The organism is Caballeronia sp. A2-2, from assembly GCF_057612605.2.
In genome coordinates, this window is record NZ_CM172588.1 from 607,213 (window position 1) to 627,044 (window position 19,832).

At 61.5% G+C, this 19,832-nt stretch carries 21 protein-coding genes; 7 read left to right on the plus strand and 14 right to left on the minus strand.

Annotated features, from left to right (window positions below; translation table 11 throughout):
- Positions 1-22 precede the first annotated feature (22 nt).
- On the minus strand, positions 23-1,024 hold the full coding sequence (locus tag ACZCWR_RS19110; protein ID WP_487304549.1) for a fatty acid desaturase: 1,002 nt from the start codon (positions 1,022-1,024) through the stop codon (positions 23-25).
- A gap of 192 nt (positions 1,025-1,216) precedes the next feature.
- On the opposite strand from ACZCWR_RS19110, the gene ACZCWR_RS19115 reads away from it, so the two are divergent.
- Positions 1,217-2,263: a HoxN/HupN/NixA family nickel/cobalt transporter gene (locus tag ACZCWR_RS19115; protein ID WP_487304550.1), complete on the plus strand. Its 1,047-nt coding sequence runs from the start codon at positions 1,217-1,219 to the stop codon at positions 2,261-2,263.
- A gap of 6 nt (positions 2,264-2,269) precedes the next feature.
- Here ACZCWR_RS19115 and ACZCWR_RS19120 read toward each other — a convergent pair whose 3' ends face one another.
- From ACZCWR_RS19120 to ACZCWR_RS19145, 6 genes are all read right to left on the minus strand, one after another.
- Positions 2,270-2,569, minus strand: a complete 300-nt coding sequence (locus ACZCWR_RS19120) for a beta-xylosidase (RefSeq protein WP_487304551.1) — start codon at positions 2,567-2,569, stop codon at positions 2,270-2,272.
- 153 nt (positions 2,570-2,722) lie between these two features.
- Complete coding sequence (locus ACZCWR_RS19125; RefSeq protein ID WP_487304552.1) at positions 2,723-3,028, minus strand: hypothetical protein; 306 nt, start codon at positions 3,026-3,028, stop codon at positions 2,723-2,725.
- Positions 3,029-3,281: 253 nt separating this feature from the next.
- Entirely contained in the window at positions 3,282-3,578 is a 297-nt protein-coding gene (locus tag ACZCWR_RS19130; RefSeq protein WP_487304553.1) for a hypothetical protein, read from the minus strand.
- 21 nt (positions 3,579-3,599) lie between these two features.
- On the minus strand, positions 3,600-3,932 hold the full coding sequence (locus ACZCWR_RS19135; protein WP_487304554.1) for a hypothetical protein: 333 nt from the start codon (positions 3,930-3,932) through the stop codon (positions 3,600-3,602).
- A 106-nt stretch (positions 3,933-4,038) separates the two neighbouring features.
- Entirely contained in the window at positions 4,039-5,742 is a 1,704-nt protein-coding gene (locus ACZCWR_RS19140; RefSeq protein WP_487304555.1) for a peptidoglycan D,D-transpeptidase FtsI family protein, read from the minus strand.
- A gap of 22 nt (positions 5,743-5,764) precedes the next feature.
- Positions 5,765-6,622, minus strand: coding sequence for an arylamine N-acetyltransferase family protein (locus ACZCWR_RS19145; RefSeq protein ID WP_487304556.1), 858 nt, complete (start codon positions 6,620-6,622; stop codon positions 5,765-5,767).
- Between the two features lie 160 nt (positions 6,623-6,782).
- On the opposite strand from ACZCWR_RS19145, the gene zwf reads away from it, so the two are divergent.
- The 3 genes from zwf to ACZCWR_RS19160 are packed head-to-tail and all read left to right on the plus strand — an operon-like array spanning position 6,783 to position 10,084.
- Positions 6,783-8,336, plus strand: coding sequence for a glucose-6-phosphate dehydrogenase (zwf, locus tag ACZCWR_RS19150; RefSeq protein ID WP_487304557.1), 1,554 nt, complete (start codon positions 6,783-6,785; stop codon positions 8,334-8,336).
- A gap of 48 nt (positions 8,337-8,384) precedes the next feature.
- Positions 8,385-9,206: an ROK family protein gene (locus tag ACZCWR_RS19155; RefSeq protein WP_487304558.1), complete on the plus strand. Its 822-nt coding sequence runs from the start codon at positions 8,385-8,387 to the stop codon at positions 9,204-9,206.
- Positions 9,206-10,084, plus strand: a complete 879-nt coding sequence (locus ACZCWR_RS19160) for an HAD family hydrolase (RefSeq protein WP_487304559.1) — start codon at positions 9,206-9,208, stop codon at positions 10,082-10,084. The genes ACZCWR_RS19155 and ACZCWR_RS19160 overlap by 1 nt, the downstream gene beginning before the upstream one ends.
- A 125-nt stretch (positions 10,085-10,209) precedes the next feature.
- Here ACZCWR_RS19160 and infA read toward each other — a convergent pair whose 3' ends face one another.
- The 5 genes from infA to ACZCWR_RS19185 form a co-directional block, all read right to left on the minus strand.
- Positions 10,210-10,476 (minus strand): translation initiation factor IF-1, encoded by a 267-nt coding sequence (gene infA / locus ACZCWR_RS19165; protein WP_487304560.1) that lies wholly within the window; start codon positions 10,474-10,476, stop codon positions 10,210-10,212.
- 578 nt (positions 10,477-11,054) lie between these two features.
- Positions 11,055-12,032 (minus strand): magnesium/cobalt transporter CorA, encoded by a 978-nt coding sequence (gene corA, locus ACZCWR_RS19170; protein ID WP_487304561.1) that lies wholly within the window; start codon positions 12,030-12,032, stop codon positions 11,055-11,057.
- A 175-nt stretch (positions 12,033-12,207) separates the two neighbouring features.
- On the minus strand, positions 12,208-12,645 hold the full coding sequence (locus tag ACZCWR_RS19175) for a bactofilin family protein (RefSeq protein ID WP_487304562.1): 438 nt from the start codon (positions 12,643-12,645) through the stop codon (positions 12,208-12,210).
- A gap of 73 nt (positions 12,646-12,718) precedes the next feature.
- Positions 12,719-13,084, minus strand: a complete 366-nt coding sequence (locus ACZCWR_RS19180; RefSeq protein ID WP_487304563.1) for a hypothetical protein — start codon at positions 13,082-13,084, stop codon at positions 12,719-12,721.
- Positions 13,071-14,051, minus strand: coding sequence for a M23 family metallopeptidase (locus ACZCWR_RS19185; protein ID WP_487304564.1), 981 nt, complete (start codon positions 14,049-14,051; stop codon positions 13,071-13,073). Before ACZCWR_RS19185 ends, ACZCWR_RS19180 begins: the two co-directional genes overlap by 14 nt.
- 314 nt (positions 14,052-14,365) lie before the next feature.
- Here ACZCWR_RS19185 and ACZCWR_RS19190 point away from each other — a divergent pair, with 314 nt between their 5' ends.
- From ACZCWR_RS19190 to ACZCWR_RS19200, 3 genes are all read left to right on the plus strand, one after another.
- On the plus strand, positions 14,366-15,898 hold the full coding sequence (locus ACZCWR_RS19190; RefSeq protein ID WP_487304565.1) for a CoA-acylating methylmalonate-semialdehyde dehydrogenase: 1,533 nt from the start codon (positions 14,366-14,368) through the stop codon (positions 15,896-15,898).
- Between the two features lie 11 nt (positions 15,899-15,909).
- Positions 15,910-16,797, plus strand: a complete 888-nt coding sequence (mmsB, locus tag ACZCWR_RS19195) for a 3-hydroxyisobutyrate dehydrogenase (RefSeq protein ID WP_487304566.1) — start codon at positions 15,910-15,912, stop codon at positions 16,795-16,797.
- 250 nt (positions 16,798-17,047) lie between these two features.
- A complete protein-coding gene (locus tag ACZCWR_RS19200; RefSeq protein ID WP_487304567.1) occupies positions 17,048-17,404 on the plus strand; it encodes a hypothetical protein in 357 nt (118 codons plus the stop codon).
- Positions 17,405-17,504: 100 nt separating this feature from the next.
- Here ACZCWR_RS19200 and ACZCWR_RS19205 read toward each other — a convergent pair whose 3' ends face one another.
- Both ACZCWR_RS19205 and ACZCWR_RS19210 read right to left on the minus strand, forming a co-directional pair.
- Positions 17,505-18,938, minus strand: a complete 1,434-nt coding sequence (locus ACZCWR_RS19205) for a dihydrolipoyl dehydrogenase (RefSeq protein WP_487304568.1) — start codon at positions 18,936-18,938, stop codon at positions 17,505-17,507.
- 30 nt (positions 18,939-18,968) lie between these two features.
- Positions 18,969-19,769, minus strand: a complete 801-nt coding sequence (locus ACZCWR_RS19210) for an SDR family oxidoreductase (RefSeq protein ID WP_487304569.1) — start codon at positions 19,767-19,769, stop codon at positions 18,969-18,971.
- Between the last annotated feature and the right edge of the window lie 63 nt (positions 19,770-19,832).

Below are 19,832 nucleotides of genomic sequence, written 5' to 3' on the forward strand. Positions count from 1 at the left end.
GTTCAGATGGTACAGGCGAGCTTCAGGACACGTCGCGCAACGGCCCGAACACGCGATGCGCATCGGCATCGTTGACAGAAGCACGCGCCAGCGGATGCACCGGCGTCACCGTCCGCACGAGCGCGAAACGCCGCATCCATTCGCCATAGCCGCGCACGACGAAGCCGCCGTTGCCCGCGCGGTACGCCACGTGCCGCGCGCGATATACCGTGCCCAGCGCGAACCACGGCACGCCCGGCAGATCGTGATGCACCGCGTGGTAATTATTGTTGAGAAACAGCAGCCGCCACGGCCACGCCGCTTCGTTGACCACGGTCCGCTCGCCCACGTCCTCAGCCGCGCGATGTTCCTGAAACGACCGCACCGACGCCAACGAAAGCGCCGGATAACCGACACCGAACACGAGCGCGCGCCATGAAATGCCGCAACGCGTATCGAGCCAATACGCAAGCAGCACCAACGTCGCGAGATGCACGGCCCAGCTTGCAAGCGCACGCACGTTTCCTTCGGCTATCGCCCGCGCCGCTTCGCGCCACGACGCAGCAATCGAAAACAGCGGCCCGATCAGCATCCGGCCCACAAACGTATTACGCGCAGAAAGCGCCGCGCGCAGCACGGTTCCCGCCGTCGCCCATTGTTCGGGCGTCACGTAATAGCTTTCCGGATCGTGTTCCGGGTCGGTGAGATGCGCATCGTCGTGATGACGCAGATGGGAATCCCGATACGCCGCGAACGGGAACCAGACGGCCAGCGGCGCAAGACCGAACAGCATGTTGACGAGCGGCCAACGCGTCGGATGACCGTGCAGCAGTTCGTGTTGCAGCGACATATACCAGCACGACAGCACGGCGAGCAGCGCGAGCGCGCCCGGCAGACCGATTTCGCGTGCATGCAGCGCGACGCCGAACCATCCGCCGTAAATTGCGACGATCACCAGCCACGTCGGCCATTCGGTGCGCCAGAGCCACGACGTGCGTGCGGCCTGAAGTTGCTGGGCTTGAGCGTCGTCGAGATAGCGGGGCATGGCGGCGGGGCGTGATGGCGAAGGGCCATCCTAGCGGCGCGGCGTGCGCATCCCAACCAACGAATCGGTCTAAGGTTTTCAGGGCGGGAGAAAAAGCATCGGTTCAAAGCGCGAATGCCAGTGCCCGCTGATTTTGGCTAAGGGTCGAAGCACGGTATTCTTTGAACCTTTGTTACATTCAGCCGCGTGCTCATGTCCGACGAACGTCTTCCTGAAAATGCCGCACACGGATTTCGCACGCGCCGTTCGACCCGGCTGATCGGCGCGCTGATCGCCTTCAATCTGCTTGCGTGGATCTGGGCGCTGGTCGCGTTCCGGCATCATCCGATGCTGCTCGGCACCGCGATGCTCGCGTATTCGCTCGGCCTCCGGCACGCGGTCGATGCCGATCACATCGCCGCCATCGACAACGTCACGCGCAAGCTGATGCAGCAAGGCAAGCGTCCGCTCGGCGTCGGCATCTTCTTTTCGCTCGGGCATTCGACGGTGGTTGTGCTTGCGACGGCGCTGATCGCGGCGACCGCGCTCGCGGTGCAGGGACGTTTCGCGCAGTTTCGGGACATTGGCGCGTTGATCGGCACATCGGTGTCCGCGCTGTTTCTGTTCGCCATTGCCGCGATGAATCTGTTCGTGCTGCGCGGCGTGTGGCGGGCCTTCCGGCGCGTGCGTCGCGGCGAAACCCTCGCCAGCGCGGATGCCGATATGTTCACCCTCGGCGGCGGCCCGCTCGCGCGCATCGCCCGGCCGCTGTTCGGGCTGATCGGACGAAGCTGGCATATGTATCCGCTCGGGTTTTTGTTCGGCCTCGGGTTCGACACGGCCACCGAAATCGGTCTGATGGGCATTGCCGCCGCCGAAGCGACGCGCGGTTTGCCGGTCTGGTCGATCCTCGTGTTTCCCGTGCTGTTCACGGCGGGCATGTCGTTGATCGATACCGCCGACAGTCTGCTGATGGTCGGTGCATACGGCTGGGCTTTCATGAAGCCGATTCGCAAGCTCTACTACAACCTGATCGTGACGCTGGCATCGGTGTTGATCGCGGTGCTGGTCGGAGGCATCGAAACGCTCGGGTTGATTGCGGACCGGCTGCAATTGAAGGGCGGCGTGTGGGACTTCGCCGGCATGCTGTCGGATCATTTCGGCACGCTGGGCTATGCGATCGTCGGGCTGTTCGCGGCGTGCTGGGTGGTGTCGGCGCTGATCTACAAATGGCGCGGGTATGACGCGCTCGCGCGCTGAATCGCGTTATTTTTTCTTGGCATTGTTGCCCGCGCCCGTGCCATAAAGGCCATTGTCGAATCCGCCCGCGCCGCCGGAATTCTTGCTGCCGCTTTTGGAACCCTGGGCTGCGTCCTTCGATTGCGGCGCGTTCGATTCCACCACCGTATTCCCTGATGGATTGGCCCGCGATGTCGAATCGGACGCGCGCGATTCCGCATTGTCGGAACCCGAACCGTTCGTGATCTGCGCGAAGGCGCCGGTGCTGAGGAACATCGCGAAGGCGGCTGCACCGAGCCGCGCGCGAACATCGAAGGAACGAGGCATAAATCCACCGTGTAAAGGGAATACCTTTTACGAGCAGGTTGAATGCCTGACTAACCTTCGAGATTCAATCATCCATGCAAGAGCAGCAAGTAAATGCTTATTGCACGGCCAGGCTGAAATCGCGCCATCGGGCGCGAATGGCGAAAGCGGCGGTCAGGCCGCTTTCGCCCAAAGCCTGTTATTGGATTTCCTGCGGGTAGTCGGTTCGCGCGGGCCCTGACCCACCGAATCGAGCGCGACGCGCAGCGCTTCGATACGCTGCTTCTGCGCCGGCACCAGCGCGTAATTCTTGACGACGGCAGTCAGCCGCTCGCGCCAGTAATCGACGTTGAGCGTGCCGGAAGACTGTTGGTTCATCGTGCGAAGCTGCGCGAGCGCGCGTTCGATGTGCTGCAGTTCGACATCCGCCAATGCCGAGGGCATGAGACTGCCCTTGGTCTCGCTTTTCTTCTTTTTCATCTCTGGTCTTCCTCACGGCCGGCCGGGCTGGACTGTAGTCGTCCATGCATCGGTCAGGCACCCCGTTCACCCGCGCTGGTCTGTTTTGTCGCGGGTGGCCCTTGCTCGTATTGCCGCCGTCCGTCGCCCTTGAATAAAAGGCAGCGGGGGTTAGCAAAAATGTACGCAAGCGAAGCCTTGCCGCTCCGTCTGTCAACGCACATTCGTCAAGGGCGAGACGTGATCTTTGTGTGCTGCGCCGCGCAACGGCGGCTTATTCGGCTTCGGTGTCGGACTTTGGATCGGCGGGACGTGCGCGGCCGCTGCGGCTGATCTGCGCTTCCATGGCTTCGTCGAGCTTGCTGACCTTGCGCGGTTTCGCGGGCTCGCGGGCGTTCACGAAGGCGACGAAATCGTCCATCGGCATGGGATCGGAGATTTTGCGCGAGCCTTCGGGCGCGCGCTCGATCAGATAGAAGACGCCGTTCGGCAAGGAAACCGCCGCGTACTGGGCATTGCCGGTGCGCGTCTTGAGCCGTTCGACGGCGTTGATGGCTTTAGTGGAACGCATGATGTCGGACTTCGAAGACGTTCACGGCGCGCATTTCTTGCCCGCGCCTTCGATCCACAGATTCGACGGATGCCGTTCGCCCGGATAGAAGCGATACACGGTTTCGCCGTTGTCGTAGCGCACCTTGACGACGTTCGAATCGCCGAATTCGAGCATGGTGCCTTGCGGAATCGGCGTGGATTTATAGGTGGCGTCGTGCTTCTTCGCTTCGTCGGTGAAGCACTGGACGATCGCGTTCACCTTGTTGTTGGTCGAAGCCGTATCGACTTCGGGCTGGCCTGCATCGGCGTTATTGAAACGGCCGCAGGCGGCGAGGATCAGAGGCAGCGCGAGCGCGGCAAACGATTTCTTCATTGGTCTCCCGGTTCTCATGGCTTGAACGCTAAGTCGGCATTAGATCACAAGGGCTTTACAGTTCGGACAGATTCAATGCCCTCGAAGATGGCAGCAAGGCCCGCGCCTACGCATCGGGCGGGACATCGAGCAGCGGCAAAGTTCCGCCCACGATGCCCGAAAACACCGGTCCCGCCACCGTGCCGCCGTAGTACGTGCCGCCCGTGGGTTCGTCGATCATGACGGCGACGATCACGCGCGGATCGCTCATCGGCGCGATGCCGACGAACGACGCGCGGTATTTGTTCACGGCATACGCACGCCCGATCTGCTTGCGCGCCGTGCCGGTCTTGCCGCCGACGCGATAGCCTTCGACCGCCGCCGCGCGGCCGGTGCCGTTCGGGCCCATCGCGAGTTCGAGCATGTTTCGTACGGCGCGCGCGGTGGTGGTCTTCGTCACCTGAACGCCGGGCGTTCGCGTGTCGCCGTGAATGAGCGTGGCCGGATGAAAACGCCCGTCGCCCGCATATGCCGTGTAGATCTGCGCGATCTGCAAGAGCGAGAGCGACAGGCCGTAGCCATACGCCATCGTCGCCTGTTCGATGGGACGCCATCTTTCCGGCACGCGCAGACGTCCCGTGGCCGCGCCCGGAAAGTTGAGTTCGGGCGCCTGACCGATCCCATATTCGCGATACTTCTCCCAGATCGTGCGCGCGGGAATCTGCAACGCGAGCTTCGTGAGCGCGACGTTGCTCGACATCTGCACCGCCTCCGACACGGTGATGACGCCATGATTCGACGTATCGTGAATCACATTCGGCCCGACCTTCAACGTGCCCGGCGTGGTATCGATGCGCGTCTCCGGCCGCACGCGCCCGAGATCGATCGCCAGCGCAGCGACCAGCGGCTTGATGGTCGAACCCGGCTCGAACGTGTCCGTGACAGCGCGGTTGCGCAACTGCTCGCCGGTCAGCCGCGCGCGGTCATTCGGATCGAAGACGGGGTAGTTGGCGAGCGCGAGTATTTCGCCATTCTTCGCATCGAGCACGACGACGCTGCCCGCGCGCGCCTTGTGCCTGACGATCGCGCTCTTGAGTTGCACATGCGCGAGTTGCTGAATGCGCCGGTCGATGGTCAGTCGAATGGTCTCGCCGTTCTGCGGCAAATCCGGTTCGCCGATCTGCGAGACCACGCGCCCGAGCCGGTCGCGAATGACTTCGCGCTGGCCTGCTTCTCCGGTCAGCCGCGCATCGGCGGCGAGTTCCACGCCTTCCTGCCCGTGATCTTCGTTGTTCGTGAAGCCGACCACATGCGCCGCCGATTCGCCTTCGGGGTAAAAGCGCCGCGTATCCGGCACGAGCGTGATGCCCGCGCGCCCGATCTGCGCGATCCGCTCGCCCGTTTCCGCCTCCACCTGACGGCGCAGCAACACGAACCGCTTGCCCGAATCGATGCGCTTGTCCAGTTCGCCCGGCGTCATGTCGAGCAGACGCGCGATTTCGCCGCCGTGATCGCCATCGAAAAGACGCGGCGTGGCCCAGACTTCGTAGGTCGCGAGACTCACGGCGAGCATCGCGCCATTTCTATCGACGATGCGCCCGCGCGTCGCGGCCAGCGCCAGCGTGCGCTGATAGCGCTTTTGTCCCTCGCCGATGTAAAACCGATGGTCGATCACCTGCACCCACAGCGCGCGTCCGGCCAGCGCCATGAACGCCGCCGTCACGCCGATGACGACGAATCGCGAACGCCACGCGGGTAGCGTGCTCGTCAGCATGCGGCTGCGATGATGCGTGTGGAAATCGCTCGCGCCGCGCGTTTTCTTCTTGAACATCGATGCCTTTTTTTGAGGGATGTCAGGGCAAACGGGTTAGCGCGGCGCGTAGTGCATCCTTTGCGCCGGGTTCATCCGGCAGACGAATGCCGATTTCGTTTGCCAGCACGTGGAGCAGTTCGTCGGCATCGGCAAGTTCGCGTTTTTGCGTGCCTTCGCGCTCGTCGTGAATGCTCATCGCACGATTGAACAAGCCGATGCGCTGATTCGGCCCAAGCCGCGCCGCGAGTAAGTTATGCACGAAGATCGACTCCGGAAAGGTGGAGACGAAATGGTTCGACATTGCGTAGTCGGCCTGATATTGAGGATCGAGATCGAAGCGGTAGATGGACACCCATTGCCCGTCGATGAGCGTTTGCAGAATGAAGGCGGGCAGGGCGTCATCGTGCGTCGTGTCGGGTTCGAGGCGGAACGCGCCGTGCGGCGTGATCTGTTCGAGATTGCCTTTCAGCACGAGCGGAGATGAAAGCGTCATGCCGCCGAAACCGACATCGGCGAGATAACGCTGGCCGTCGATCTCGACGATCAGGCACATATGCGTGCGAGGCGGCATGTCCCTTGCCTCTCGCCCCCACAGGACGCGCCCCGCGTAGCTGCCGACGCGAAAACCCAGCGCTTCGAGTACGCTGCGAAAAAGCAGGTTGTGCTCGTAGCAGTAACCGCCGCGCCGGTTGAAGACCAGCTTGCGCTGGACCGACGCCAGATCGATACGCACTGGGCGTCCGAGCAGGACATCGAGATTCTCGAAGGGGATCGACTGAGGATGCAGCAGATGCAGCGCGCGCAAGGTATCGAGCGTGGGCGCGGGCCGTTCGCCGCCCTCGAAGCCAATGCGCGCAAAGTAAGCGGAAAGATCGATGGCGGTGTCTGATACGGTCATGTGTGTTCTCGATGATCGAAGCGCATTTTACGACACGAAAGCCTTCGCATTACAGAAGGCATACGTCAAAGACAAGTTAATGCCCGACTGCAATTGAACTGTGCCGCAACACCCGAGGTCTTTCCAGAAGCCCACGCAACGGAACCAGGAAGAACAAGCCATGCCGAATGAAAATCAGCCGAGTAAAGAAGCCGAAGCTAAGTCCGATTCCAAGCCGCTCGCCGGCAAGCATCCCGCGCCGCCTTGCACGCTCGTCATCTTCGGGGCAGGCGGCGATCTCACCAAGCGCCTGCTGATGCCCTCGCTGTACAACCTGTCCGCCGATGGCTTGCTCGATGACGGCATGCAGATCATCGGCGTGAATCACGGGCAGGAAGAAACGTCCGCGTGGCGCGACGAACTCACGCAAGCGCTGCGCAAGTTCGCTGCCGACAAGGCCAGCACGTTCCATACATCGCAACTGGATGAAAAGGCGTGGAGTTGGGTCGAACAGCGGCTCGAATATTTCGCGGGCGAGTTCGAGGAAGACGAAACTTTCGAACGCCTCAAGCAACGGCTTTCGCAGGCAAAAAGCGGCAACGTGGTGTTCTATCTGGCCGTGAGCGCGCGCTTCTTTGCGCCCATCGTCGAACATCTGGGGAAGGCCGGTCTGCTCGAAGAAAAGGATGGGAATTTCAGGCGGCTGGTGATCGAAAAACCGTTTGGCACGGACCTGGCCTCGGCGCGCGATTTGAATAAGTGCATCCTCAAGTTCGCGCAGGAAACGCAGGTGTATCGCATCGACCATTTTCTGGGCAAGGACACGGTGCAGAGCATTCTGGCCGTGCGCTTCGCGAACGCCATGTTCGAGCCGATCATGCGGCGCGAGTACATCGACAACGTGCAGATCACGGCGTCGGAAACCATCGGCGTGGAAGCGCGGGGCGCGTTCTACGAACAAACCGGCGCGTTCCGCGACATGCTGCCGAACCATCTGTTCCAGTTGCTCGGCATGGTGGCGATGGAACCGCCCAATTCCTTCGATGCCGAATCCGTGCGCGACAAGAAAGCCGATATCTTCGAAGCGATTCAACCGCTCAAGCCCGAAGACGTGGTGCTCGGTCAGTACGAAGCCGGTCCGGCCGGTCCCGGTTATCGCGAGGAACAAGGTGTGGCGAAGGACAGCCGCGTGGAGACTTACGCGGCGGCGCGCGTGCATATCGAGAACTGGCGCTGGGCAGGCGTGCCGTTTTATCTGCGTACCGGCAAGCGTCTGAGCGAGCGTCGCACGGAGATCAATATTCAACTGAAGGCCGTGCCGTTCCGCATGTTCCGCGATACGCCTGTGGATGCGCTCGTGCCGAACGTGTTCACCTTGCGTATCGATCCGGCGCACGGCACCACATTCGATTTCAACGTGAAAGTGCCTGGGCCGCTCATGCATATCGGCGCGGTGCAGTCTGCGTTCAACTACGACGATTTCTTCTCCGGTCGTCCGAACGTCGGTTATGAAACGCTGCTGTACGACTGCATGCTCGGCGATGTCACGCTGTTCCAGCGCGCGGACAGCATCGAAACGGCGTGGGCGGCGGTGGATCATGTGCTGCATCCCGACAGTTCGTTGCCGGTTCACGGCTATCCGGCGGGCAGCACCGGCCCGAAGGAAGCGGACGAACTGCTCGCCGCCGATGGCCGCTCGTGGCGCGCACTGACCGATGCGCATAAGAAAGATTGATCCATCGCGTCGCCTTCATTCTCATTCCAACGAACAGGGACAAAAACAATGAGCACGGAATCCCGCACCAAGCAGAAATCCCACGTCACGCCCGATCATCAGGCGATCAAGGCCGAGCGCATCCTCGCGATCGACGTAGGCGGCACGGGGCTGAAAGCCGCGATCATCGCCGCCGATGGCTCCATGCAGAGCGACCGCGTGCGCGTGGCGACGCCGCATCCGGCCAAGCCGGACGTGGTGGTCGATACGCTCATCGAACTGGTGAAACCGCTGGTCGAGACGCCGCCGACGCATATTTCCATCGGCTTTCCGGGCGTGGTGCGCGACAACGTCGTGCTGACCGCGCCGAATCTCGGCAATGAGCTATGGAAGGGCGTGCCGCTCGCGCAAATGATTTCCGAGCGGCTCGGCGGCGTGCCCGTGCGCATGATCAACGATGCCGAGATGCAGGGGCTCGCGGTCATCGAAGGGCACGGCATCGAGTTCGTATTGACCTTGGGCACCGGCGCGGGCACGGCGCTGTTTCGCGATGGCGAACTCATGCCGCATCTGGAGTTGTCGCATCATCCGATCACGAAGGACAAGAATTACGACGAGTACATCGGCAACGCGGTCAAGGAAAAGATCGGCAAGAAGCGCTGGAACAAGCGCGTGGAACATGTGCTCGATGTGCTCGCGGTCGTGGTGAATTTCGACAAGCTGTGGATCGGCGGCGGTAATTCGACGCAACTGAAGTTCGATCTGCCGAAGAACGTCGCGGTGGTGGACAACTCGGCGGGCATTGTCGGCGGCGCGAAGCTGTGGCATCCGCGTTCGGTGCGCGAGACGCGCCAGTTGCCGCACTTCAACACCCGTGACGGAGCGCATTGATGGACGCCCGACATGGTTTGCACAGCGTGTCCGGCGATCTGGACGCGGCGCTCGCGAAGCTCGCGCAGGTTCAACTCGTCGTGACCGATTGCGATGGCACGCTGCTCTACACGGACAAGTCGCTCGGCGAACGCGCGATCAAAGCCGTGCATGCCTTGCGCGAAGCGGGCGTGGAATTCACGGCGGCGAGCAGCCGGCCGGGCAAGGGCATGCGTCATATCGTGACGCCGCTGGGCGTCGATATGCCGTATGGCTCGTACAACGGCGGCAGTCTCGTCATGCCCGGCACGTGGGAAGTGCTGACCGCCCACAAGCTGCCGCGCGATGTCGTGCAGGACGCGCTCGAAACGCTCGACGCCGCGCATGTGGATGCGTGGGTGTTCATCGACGACAACTGGTATTTGACGAATCCCGATGGCACTTACGTGCCGCTGGAAACGCGCACGGTCGGTTATGAAGGCGTGCTGGTCAACCGTTTCGATAAGTTGGATTTGAACGCGGTGGACAAGATCGTCGGCTCGACGCCGGATACCGCGTTGATGGCGCGCGTCGAAGGCGACTTGCAGAGCAAATTGCACGGGCGCGGCCACGCGGCGCGCTCACAGGCTTATTACTGCGATGTCACGCATCAGGACGCCAACAAAGGCACCGCCGTGCGCGATCTGGCCGCGCGCGCGAACGTGCCGCTCGAACGCGTGGCCGTGCTCGGCGACATGGGCAACGACATGGCGATGTTCGAGATCGCAGGCGTATCGATCGCGATGGGGCAGGCGGCGGACACCGTGCAGCGCGCGGCGAGCCTCGTGTCGGCAAGCAATGACGACGATGGCTTCGCGGTCGCCATCGAGGCGTTGCTGGCGGTGCGTGAAGAAAAGTAGAAGCATCGACGCGGGCTGCGGGCGCAGAACGGCTCACGGGCCGCGTCGAGTAAGGTCATCCGCTCAGGGGTCAAAAACACGCGCGCCGCGGATCAGGCGTGCGTTCGGTGCATCGAAGATAAAAATCAACGACGGCGCATGGGTGCGCGCGTGGCGCCGCCGCTTGCACGTTCGTCTTTATGACGGAAGTTGATGCGGCCTTTGGTCAGGTCATAGACCGACAATTCCAGCGTCACGCGGTCGCCCGCGAGAATGCGGATATGGTTCTTGCGCATGCGTCCCGAAGCGTACGCGCCCACGACGACACCGTTGTCCAGCGTCACGCGGTAGCGGCTGTCGGGAAGGACTTCGTCCACGATACCGTCGAGTTCGATGAGTTCTTCTTTGGCCATGCGGGCTCCTTCTTGAAGTGGTAATGAGATCCAGCGTTGCAGCGTGCGTGCCCGGCTTCAATCGAACAGCGGCAGGGCGGGCACAGCGCATCGTCGCTGATGGTTCTAGTGGCGATGTAAAACAGGATACGGTGCGCCCGTGACGAAACGGCGGACGCGCTGGCAGACGCTAAACGGACGCGAAAGCGCGCGAACCCGTGGTCGTCCCTGCGCGGACTCCATCGGGCGTCTTTTTCAGGCTCAAGCGAGCTTGACGATCGCGCGTTGGACAACAGGGAAGGCGCCCTGAGTCCGGCTTGACCGGGACGGCGACATCGGCAAATGCGACGGAATCGAATATTGAAAGGCCCGTGCAAGGAAGCCGACGTGCTGATTGAGACGAGGTGAGACGAGACTGCCGGGAGTAACGTACTGCCCGTTCGAGCGGCATGACCTCATGTAAGGCCATGCACCGAGTTTTGCAAGTTTAACGTACTTGAAGGCAGAAAACTTCGTTTCGCCTGAATTTGCGCTGGTTAGAAAGCAAAACAGGTAAAAAAGTTCCGCGCCTGCTTACAAAGTTCTGGGCGTTCGGCAAATCAAAGCCAGCCGGCCTTTCGGAACCGCCAGTAAAGCCCGAGATCGACAATAAACATGACCGCGATGCAAAGCGGATAGCCATAAGGCAACTGCAACTCCGGAATGTCGTGGAAGTTCATGCCGTAGATGCCCGCGATCATCGTTGGCACGGCGAACAATGCCGCGAACGAGCCGAGCCGCTTGGTTACTTCGCTTTCCGCCAGTGCGATCAAGCCGAGATTCACTTGAATCGCAGTCACGATCATTTCGCGGCGTCCTTCGATGGTCTTGACGATGCGCAGCAGGTGATCGTAGACATCGCGGAAATATTCCTGCATGCCGGAGCACACACCCGGCGAACGCCCGCCATAGAGTTTGCTGACCGATTCCAGCAAGGGCGCGGTGTGATGCTGAAGAATAGTCAACTGCCGCTTGAGCGAATAAAGATCCTCGATGATCTCGCGCGACGCTGCCGAACCGTTCTGCTCGAAAATGCGCTCTTCCACCTCGTCGAGCTTCGCGCCGAGCGCTTCGAGCACGGGGAAATAACGGTCCACCACGGCATCGAGCACCGCATACATGACGAACGCCGGACCATGCTTGAGCAAATGCGGCTCGCGCTCGCAGCGCTTGCGCACTTCCTGAAAGCCTTCGGTCGTGCGATTGCGTACCGAAAGCACATAGTTCTTGCCGACGAACACGTTCATCTCGCCGACCAGCACGTCGCCTTCGTCATCGAATTCGACGGTGTGGAACACGGCGAACAGCGAGTCGCCGTATTCTTCGATCTTCGGCCGCTGATGCCCGTGCATCGCGTCTTCGACCGCGAGTTCATGCAGTCCGAACTGATGCGTCAGATGCGCCAGTTCGCCCGGACCGGGTTCCTTCAATGCAACCCAAATGAAAGATTCGGGGACATCGCGATAGTTGTTGATGTCGTCGATATGAACGTCCGCGAGTTTGCGTCCGTTCTGATAAGCCGCGCAATTGACCAGCATGGGGCGCCCTCTTGTCGGTTGATATGTGAATCACGCGCGGGGGGCGTTGCGTCCTGCAATGAATGCAATGGCAGGAGAAGCACATGAAGCGCGAGCGCGTGGCGTCCGTCTCTGTAAGAATCTTAGCGGATTTGCCTCGGGCCGCATGCTCGCGGTTTCCTTGACTGACGATCGATCAGCCTGCCGAATAATCCAGCGCGGGCAGCGTATCCGGCGACATGAGCGAGGGCACGCCGTTTTGCATGCTATCGAGCTTCGTGAGCTTGCCTTCGACCGTCGCGCCCACATCCATGCGGAGCTTCTGATAGTAGATATTGCCGTGAACGTGCGCGTTGGCTTGCAACTCGCAGAAGTGGGACACGTGTACGTCTCCGACCACGCGGCCGTTGATGATGACATCGTGCGCGCTGACGTTGCCGTGAATCGCGCCCTGATCGCTCACCACGAGCAGCGCTTCGTCGCCGGGACGGCCCGTGACATTGCCGGTGACCTGACCATCCATGCGCAGGCCTTCGCTGAATTCGAGATCGCCCGAGATATGGACGTTGTGCGCGATCAGCGTCGCGAGCTTGGAGGGCTTGACGCTTTGTGAGTCTTTCTTCGATGTGAACATGTCGATTCCTTTCGATGCGGAAGAGAAAGAATGAGACGATCGCGCCGCACCACGCCTGATCGCCGTGTTCGGGTCACTCGGGCTTGCGCTGCCGCTTCATGAACGTGAGGTCGGTCTGCAGTTTCTCGATCTGCGCTGCGTCCTGCTTCACGCGTTCTTCGAGCGCCGTGCGCGTGGCGGCTTCCTGATCGAGCGTGTATTGCGCGTGCGCCAGTTGCTCGCGCAAGGTCTGCTCGGAGACGGGCGGCGCGCACAGCACATCGAGTTTCTTGGCCTGCTCGCGCGAGTTCTTCAGTGCGAAGCCCGCCGCGCCGAGCGCGCCGATCGCGCAAATCGCGGCGATCACGCCGGGCACATAGGCCAGGCCGCGCTTGGGCGTGAGTGAATAGGTGTGCTGGGTGAGCTTGAGCGACACCCGCTTGTTGTCAGCCTTGCGCATGCGTGTGGTGCGAAAAGAGCATCAGATAAGGCTTGGGGTTGATCTGCGCGCCATCGACGATGACTTCGAAATGCAAATGCGGCCCGGTCGAGCGGCCGGTCGAGCCGATTTCGGCGATCTCGTCGCCGGGCATCACGTACTGGCCGGCCTGCACCAGCAGCTTCGACGCATGGCCGTAACGCGTCACGATGCCGTTGGCATGGCGGATGTCCACCGCGTTGCCATAGCCGCCATGTTCGCCCGCCTGAATCACGCGCCCGCCCGCGCTCGCCAGAATGGCGGTGCCGGTGGGCGCGACCAGATCCATCCCAGGATGAAAACTCAGCTTGCCCGTGAAGGGATCGAAACGATTGCCGTAAGGCGAGCCGAAGCGCGAGCCGGGCGCCGGATCGCGGCCGGGGAACGCCATGTAGGCCGCGTAGTGCGCGAGCGTCGCGTTTTGCAGCAGAGAAATTTTTTCGTCGAGACAGTTGACGATCTGCTCGGTCGCCTTCAGGCGCTGACGCGGATTGCCGGTGCGCGCGCTGCCGTTGTCGCACACGCGCGGCGGAAGTTCGGGGCCGCCCGAGCCATCGAGCGAGACGGTGGGGTCGTCGTTGTCGGGAAGCGGCGGGACATCGTGCACGCCGGAAGCGGCGCCCGTGCCGTTCGCGCCTTTGAGGCGCGCATCGAAATCGCGCAGTTCGCTCACTTGCGCGGACAGGTTTTCGACACGCGGCGCGAGTTCGAGCAGCGAGGCATTGATGTGTCCGAGCTGTTCGATCTCATACGAGCGGCGCGTGGCCAGCGCGTGCTCTTCGCCGAGATGGCTGCGCGCGAACGTGGTGCCGATGGCGATGCCCAACGCCAGCGCCGCGATCAGCAGCGCGATGACCGCGATGATCGCGATGATCCGCGCCGTGCGCGCTTCGACGAAGCGAATCCGCTGGCTCGATACCGAGCGCCGTGACCAGATGACGAACGCCATCAGCAAGCGCCGCGAAGGGAACCGGCTGCGGCTGCCGATTGAATTGAGGGTAAGAAAAAGCTAATAAAAATCACGGAGATAAAGCGCCGCCTCGCAGCGGATGGCTGAGAAAAATCAACGGGCGATTATGCCGTACCGATGTCCGTCCAATCATGTTTCATCTGGATATCGAAACAAAAAAATACGGATTTCACGCGTCATATTTTGTGCGCGTGAGTTGGCTGCCTGAAAGCAATGATTTGGGGGTGCGCGATTGCGCCCAACGAAGCGCGCTTATACTCGAAAAACACCCAACTTAAATAAAGGAGACAGTCGTGAATATTGCTTCAGAACATCCGGCGCAGAGCGCTTCCGTGCGCACCGCGAAGCTGCTGATCGATGGCGCGTTCGTCGAGTCGAACACAAAGGAGTGGCGCGATATCGTTAATCCGGCGACGCAGGAAGTGGTAGGCCGCGTGCCCTTCGTCACGATGGACGAAGTGAACGCCGCCGTCGCCGCCGCGCAAAAGGCATTCAAGACGTGGCGCACGACGCCGCTCGGCGCGCGCATGCGGATCATGCTCACGTTCCAGGATCTCGTGCGCAGGAACATGAAGCGGGTCGCGCAAACGCTGACCGCCGAGCAGGGCAAGACGCTTGCCGATGCCGAAGGCGATATCTTTCGCGGTCTCGAAGTGGTCGAGCACGCGTGTTCCATCGGCACCTTGCAGCAGGGCGAATTCTCGGAGAACGTCGCGGGCGGCGTGGATACCTACACGCTGCGTCAGCCGATCGGCGTGTGCGCGGGCATCACGCCCTTCAATTTTCCCGCGATGATCCCGCTCTGGATGTTCCCGATGGCGATCGTCTGCGGCAACACCTTCGTGCTCAAGCCGTCCGAGCAGGACCCGCTCTCGACCATGGAACTGGTCGAACTCGCGCTCGAAGCAGGCGTGCCCGCGGGCGTGCTCAACGTCGTGCATGGCGGCAAGGATGTGGTCGATGCCATCTGCACGCATCCCGATATCAAGGCAATTTCTTTCGTGGGTTCGACGGCGGTCGGCACGCACGTCTACAACCTCGCCAGCCAGCACGGCAAGCGCGTGCAATCGATGATGGGCGCGAAGAATCACGCCGTGGTGCTGCCGGACGCCAACAAGGAACAGACGCTCAACGCGCTCGCGGGCGCGGGGTTCGGCGCGGCGGGGCAGCGTTGCATGGCGACGTCGGTGGCGGTCTTCGTCGGGGCATCGAAGGACTGGATTCCGGAGTTGGTGGAGCGCGCGAAATCTTTGAAGGTGAATGCTGGAATCGAACCGGGGACGGACGTCGGGCCGGTCGTGTCGAAGGCGGCAAAGGAGCGCGTGCTCGGGCTGATCGGGCGCGGCGTGGAAGAGGGCGCGACGCTCGCGCTCGATGGACGTGGCGTCGCGGTCGACGGATACGAAGCGGGCAACTTCATCGGACCGACGATTTTTACCGGCGTCGATACGAACATGACCGTGTACAAGACCGAAATCTTCGGCCCCGTGCTGTGCTGCGTGGAAACCGCGACGCTCGATGAAGCCATCGACCTCGTGAACCGCAATCCGATGGGCAACGGCGTCGGTCTCTTCACGCAGAGCGGCGCGGCGGCGCGCAAGTTCCAGAGCGAGATCGATGTCGGGCAAGTGGGCATCAACATTCCGATTCCGGTGCCCGTGCCGTACTTCAGTTTCACGGGTTCGCGCGGTTCGAAACTGGGCGATCTCGGGCCGTATGGCAAGCAGGTCGTGCAGTTCTACACGCAGACCAAGACCGTCACCGCGCGCTGGTTCGACGACGCCACCGTCAATGACGGCGTGAACACGACCATCGCATTGCGCTAAGGAGAATAACGATGCAGATCGGTTTTATTGGCTTGGGCCATATGGGCGGTCCGATGGCCGCGAACCTGCTCAAAGCGGGACACGCGGTGAATGCGTTCGATCTTTCCGCGCGCGCGCTGGAAGCGGCGAAGGCGGCAGGCGCGACGCTCGCCGCCACGCCGAAAGCGGCGGCGCAAAACGCGGAAGTGGTCATCACCATGCTGCCCGCCGCCGCGCACGTGAAGGCGGTTTATCTGAACGATGACGGCGTGCTCGCGGGCGTGGGCGCGGGTGTGCCGCTGATCGACAGCAGCACGATCGATCCGGCGACGGCACGCCTCATCGGCGAAAAGGCGCGCGCGCAAGGCAATCCGTTCGCGGATGCGCCGGTTTCCGGCGGCGTGGTCGGCGCGCAGGCGGGCACGCTCACTTTCATGGTTGGCGCGGAAGAAGCGTTGTTCGAGACATTGCGCCCCGTGCTGGCCGGCATGGGCAAAAACATGGTGCGATGCGGCGAAACCGGCACGGGTCAGATTGCCAAGCTCTGCAATAACCTGCTTTTAGGGATTTCCATGATCGGTGTTTCCGAAGCGATGAAGCTCGGCGAAAACCTTGGCATCGATCCGACGAAATTGGCGGGCATCATCAATACTTCTACCGGGCGCTGCTGGAGTTCGGATACGTGTAATCCCTATCCGGGTATTGTCGAAACGGCGCCTGCATCGCGCGGCTATAGCGGCGGTTTCGGCGCGGATCTCATGCTCAAGGATCTGGGCCTTGCCGTCGATGCCGCGCGCAGCGTTCGCCAGCCCGTTTTCATGGGCGCGCTGGCACAACAGTTGTATCAGTCGATGAGCCGGCAAGGACTGGGCGGAATCGATTTTTCGGGCATCATCAAGCTATACGGAGACGTTGAGTAACCCAAACGATCGCTTAATTCGGCATGCACGCGCATGCCGAAATAGTTAAGCGGACTACTAAAAATATAATTGCTTCACTAAGCTGCATTGCACCATGCGCCTTGCATTGCCTTATCAGGCGCGATCATCGGGATAACGATGATTCGCTTTCCAAAAAATTGACCTATTCTAAGAGCACGACGTCCGCGCGCCATTCGGTTTCGAAGCACGCCATGCGTCATGGGCAGGTTAATCCGATGAGGAGTACGCGATGCAAGTCTCTCGACATTTGAATATGGAATTGCGGCACGCCACGGTGCCGACTTATGTAGCCAGCTATTTCTTCCCGCTGCTGCTTCTGGCATACGAAATCTGGCGTGTCGGTTCCTGGGTCGCGGTCAACGGCTTCAACTTCAGCAACTTCAACGCGATGGGTTATGAGTTCGCGCTGATGATCGCCGTGTTCTGCATGCAGGTAATCGTGGAAATCGCGTTCTTGGCCGGTGCCGTATTGACCAAGCACAAGGACGTGGGCCATCGTCTGGCGAATCTGCTTTTAGGTTTGTTCTGCTCGATGGTGGTGTTGGGTTTCGACCTTGCACTGCAATATGGTTTGAGCGGAAGTTAAAGGCTTGGCGCGAATAGTTTGACTATTTGTGCTTAAGAAACGGAAAGGCCGATTGCTGCGAAGCAACCGGCCTTTTTATTTGCGCTGCACTATTAATTCTTTAGTAGCCCGCTGCACTCGGTAACGCAGGCGGCTTTTCCGAACGTTCCTCATAGCATTTACGGTCTGCGTCCTTAAGCGCAGCGCGCAAACCTTCTTCGACGACCGGATGATAAAACGGCAGCTTGAGCGTCTCGTCCAGCGTCAATTCCAATTGAATGGCCCACGCGAGCAAATGCCCGAGATGTTCCATCGCCGGGCCGCAGCCTTGTGCGCCGCGCAGCCTGCCGGTTTTTTCGTCGGCATAGACGTGAAGCAGGCCGCGATTCTGACGCATCACGCGGCTTCGGCCCTGTGTTTCGAATGAGACTTCGCCGGTCACCGTCATCTGACGGTCGAGTTTTTCATAAGGTGTTCCAACCATCGCGACTTGCGGTTCGCAGAACACCAACGAGAACGGCACTTTGCGCTTGACGGGCTGCACATCGGGGAAACGGCCAGCGTTGTCGCCTGCGAGCTTGCCTTCGTCGGCGGCATCGTGGAGCCACGGGCGCGTGCCGTCGCAATCGCCTGCGATGAAAATCGCGCTGTCGCCGCATTGCATGGTGGTTTCATCGAACAGAGGCACGCCCTTGTCGTTCAGTTCGATGCCCGCGTTTTCCAATGCAAGCGGCTTCAGGTTCGGCGCGCGCCCGGTCGCAGCGAGCACGAGATCGAAGGTTTCCTCGCGTGCTTTGCCATCCGGCGTTTTGAAGCGGAGATAGGGCTTGCCGTCGCGCAAGGCCATTTCGTCGAAATGCGCGTCCGGGTCGAAATAGAATTCGTCGGAAAGGGCGGCGGCGAGCGTGTCGCGCACGGGTGCATCGGAAAGGGAAGCCGCGCCGCCGCCTTTGCCGAACACGAACACATCGAGTTCGAGCCGCGAAAGCGCTTGGCCGAGTTCGAGCGCGATCGGTCCCGCGCCGAATACCGCGATACGACGCGGCAACGTGCGTTGCTCGAATAATTCGTCACTCGTGATGAGCGCATCGCCGAAAATGTGAAGTTCGTCGGGAATCGCAGGCTTTGCACCCACCGCGATCACCACGCGCTGCGCGTTCAGCTTGAGATCGCCCACGATCAGTTCGGATGGCGAAGCAAAACGCGCCTGTCCGCGCACGATGGCGTCATCGGGAAACGATTCGACTTCCTTCAGCACGCTGCCCACGAAATGATCGCGTTCTCGACGCACATAATCGAGCACGCGCGCGATATCCGCTTCGAGCGCATGCGTGCCTTCGATACCGCGCGGCGCGAGCGCGCGGGCATCGTGCAGACCGTTCGCCGCCGCCAGCAGCAGCTTCGACGGCATGCAGCCCACGCGTGCGCAGGTCGTGCCGAATTCGCCGCTCTCGATCAGCACGGCATTCGCGCCGGCTTCGCTCGCCGCGCGATAAGCGGCCATGCCCGAAGTCCCTGCGCCGATCACGGCGACATCCACATTGCGTTCTTTCACTGAGTTCCCCGTTCGTTTTTTATCGTGGATTCAGCCGTTATCCGCGAATCCCGGATACAGCGTCATGCCGCCATCGACGAACAGCGTCGTGCCGACCACGTAATCGCTTTCGTCGGAAGCGAGCCACACGGCCGCGCGCCCGATATCCTCGACTTCGCCGACGCGTCCATACGGAATCAGCGTCAACAGCTTTTGCAGCGCTTCCGGCGAATCCCACGCGTCCTTGTTGATGGGCGTTTTAATCGCGCCCGGCGCAATCGAATTCACGCGGATGCGCTGCGGCGCGACTTCCTGCGCGAGCGATTTCATCATCATCAGAATGCCGCCTTTGGACGACGCGTAGTTCACATGGCCCGCCCACGGAATGACTTCGTGAACCGAACTCATGCAGATGATCTTGCCGAGCGCCTTGGAAACCGCACGCGGTCCGCGCCGCTCGAATTCGCGCACTGCGCGCCGCGCCGTGAGAAATTGCCCGGTGAGATTGGTGTCGATCACGCGACGCCAGTCGTCCAGCGTCATCGTGGCGAATTTCGCGTCCTTTTGCATGCCGGAATTGGCCACGACGATATCCACCGTGCCGAAACGCGCGATGGTGGCGTCGAACATGGCATCGACCTGCGCTTCGTCGGAAACGTCCGCGCCGACCGCGAACGCTTCGCCGCCCGACGCCTTGATCTCGTCGGCAAGCTGCTCAGCGGGTTCCGCGTGCGAGTGATAGTTGATGGCGACCTGCGCACCGGCATCCGCGAGCGCTTTGGCGACGCCCGCGCCGATGCCCGAACTTCCGCCGGTCACGAGCGCGATCTGGCCTGCAAGGGTTTTCTGCATGGGCGGTTTCGAGTGGTGAGCAACTCACCGAACGAAGCACGGAACGCGCCCGCCGCGCCGCGC

What these genes read in the sequence shown, in the direction of transcription:
- ACZCWR_RS19110 (WP_487304549.1), bottom strand. Translation starts at nt 1,024, where the DNA reads ATGCCCCGCTATCTCGACGACGCTCAAGCCCAGCAACTTCAGGCCGCA.
- ACZCWR_RS19115 (WP_487304550.1), top strand. Translation starts at nt 1,217, where the DNA reads ATGTCCGACGAACGTCTTCCTGAAAATGCCGCACACGGATTTCGCACG.
- ACZCWR_RS19120 (WP_487304551.1), bottom strand. Translation starts at nt 2,569, where the DNA reads ATGCCTCGTTCCTTCGATGTTCGCGCGCGGCTCGGTGCAGCCGCCTTC.
- ACZCWR_RS19125 (WP_487304552.1), bottom strand. Translation starts at nt 3,028, where the DNA reads ATGAAAAAGAAGAAAAGCGAGACCAAGGGCAGTCTCATGCCCTCGGCA.
- ACZCWR_RS19130 (WP_487304553.1), bottom strand. Translation starts at nt 3,578, where the DNA reads ATGCGTTCCACTAAAGCCATCAACGCCGTCGAACGGCTCAAGACGCGC.
- ACZCWR_RS19135 (WP_487304554.1), bottom strand. Translation starts at nt 3,932, where the DNA reads ATGAAGAAATCGTTTGCCGCGCTCGCGCTGCCTCTGATCCTCGCCGCC.
- ACZCWR_RS19140 (WP_487304555.1), bottom strand. Translation starts at nt 5,742, where the DNA reads ATGTTCAAGAAGAAAACGCGCGGCGCGAGCGATTTCCACACGCATCAT.
- ACZCWR_RS19145 (WP_487304556.1), bottom strand. Translation starts at nt 6,622, where the DNA reads ATGACCGTATCAGACACCGCCATCGATCTTTCCGCTTACTTTGCGCGC.
- zwf (WP_487304557.1), top strand. Translation starts at nt 6,783, where the DNA reads ATGCCGAATGAAAATCAGCCGAGTAAAGAAGCCGAAGCTAAGTCCGAT.
- ACZCWR_RS19155 (WP_487304558.1), top strand. Translation starts at nt 8,385, where the DNA reads ATGAGCACGGAATCCCGCACCAAGCAGAAATCCCACGTCACGCCCGAT.
- ACZCWR_RS19160 (WP_487304559.1), top strand. Translation starts at nt 9,206, where the DNA reads ATGGACGCCCGACATGGTTTGCACAGCGTGTCCGGCGATCTGGACGCG.
- infA (WP_487304560.1), bottom strand. Translation starts at nt 10,476, where the DNA reads ATGGCCAAAGAAGAACTCATCGAACTCGACGGTATCGTGGACGAAGTC.
- corA (WP_487304561.1), bottom strand. Translation starts at nt 12,032, where the DNA reads ATGCTGGTCAATTGCGCGGCTTATCAGAACGGACGCAAACTCGCGGAC.
- ACZCWR_RS19175 (WP_487304562.1), bottom strand. Translation starts at nt 12,645, where the DNA reads ATGTTCACATCGAAGAAAGACTCACAAAGCGTCAAGCCCTCCAAGCTC.
- ACZCWR_RS19180 (WP_487304563.1), bottom strand. Translation starts at nt 13,084, where the DNA reads ATGCGCAAGGCTGACAACAAGCGGGTGTCGCTCAAGCTCACCCAGCAC.
- ACZCWR_RS19185 (WP_487304564.1), bottom strand. Translation starts at nt 14,051, where the DNA reads ATGGCGTTCGTCATCTGGTCACGGCGCTCGGTATCGAGCCAGCGGATT.
- mmsB (WP_487304566.1), top strand. Translation starts at nt 15,910, where the DNA reads ATGCAGATCGGTTTTATTGGCTTGGGCCATATGGGCGGTCCGATGGCC.
- ACZCWR_RS19200 (WP_487304567.1), top strand. Translation starts at nt 17,048, where the DNA reads ATGCAAGTCTCTCGACATTTGAATATGGAATTGCGGCACGCCACGGTG.
- ACZCWR_RS19210 (WP_487304569.1), bottom strand. Translation starts at nt 19,769, where the DNA reads ATGCAGAAAACCCTTGCAGGCCAGATCGCGCTCGTGACCGGCGGAAGT.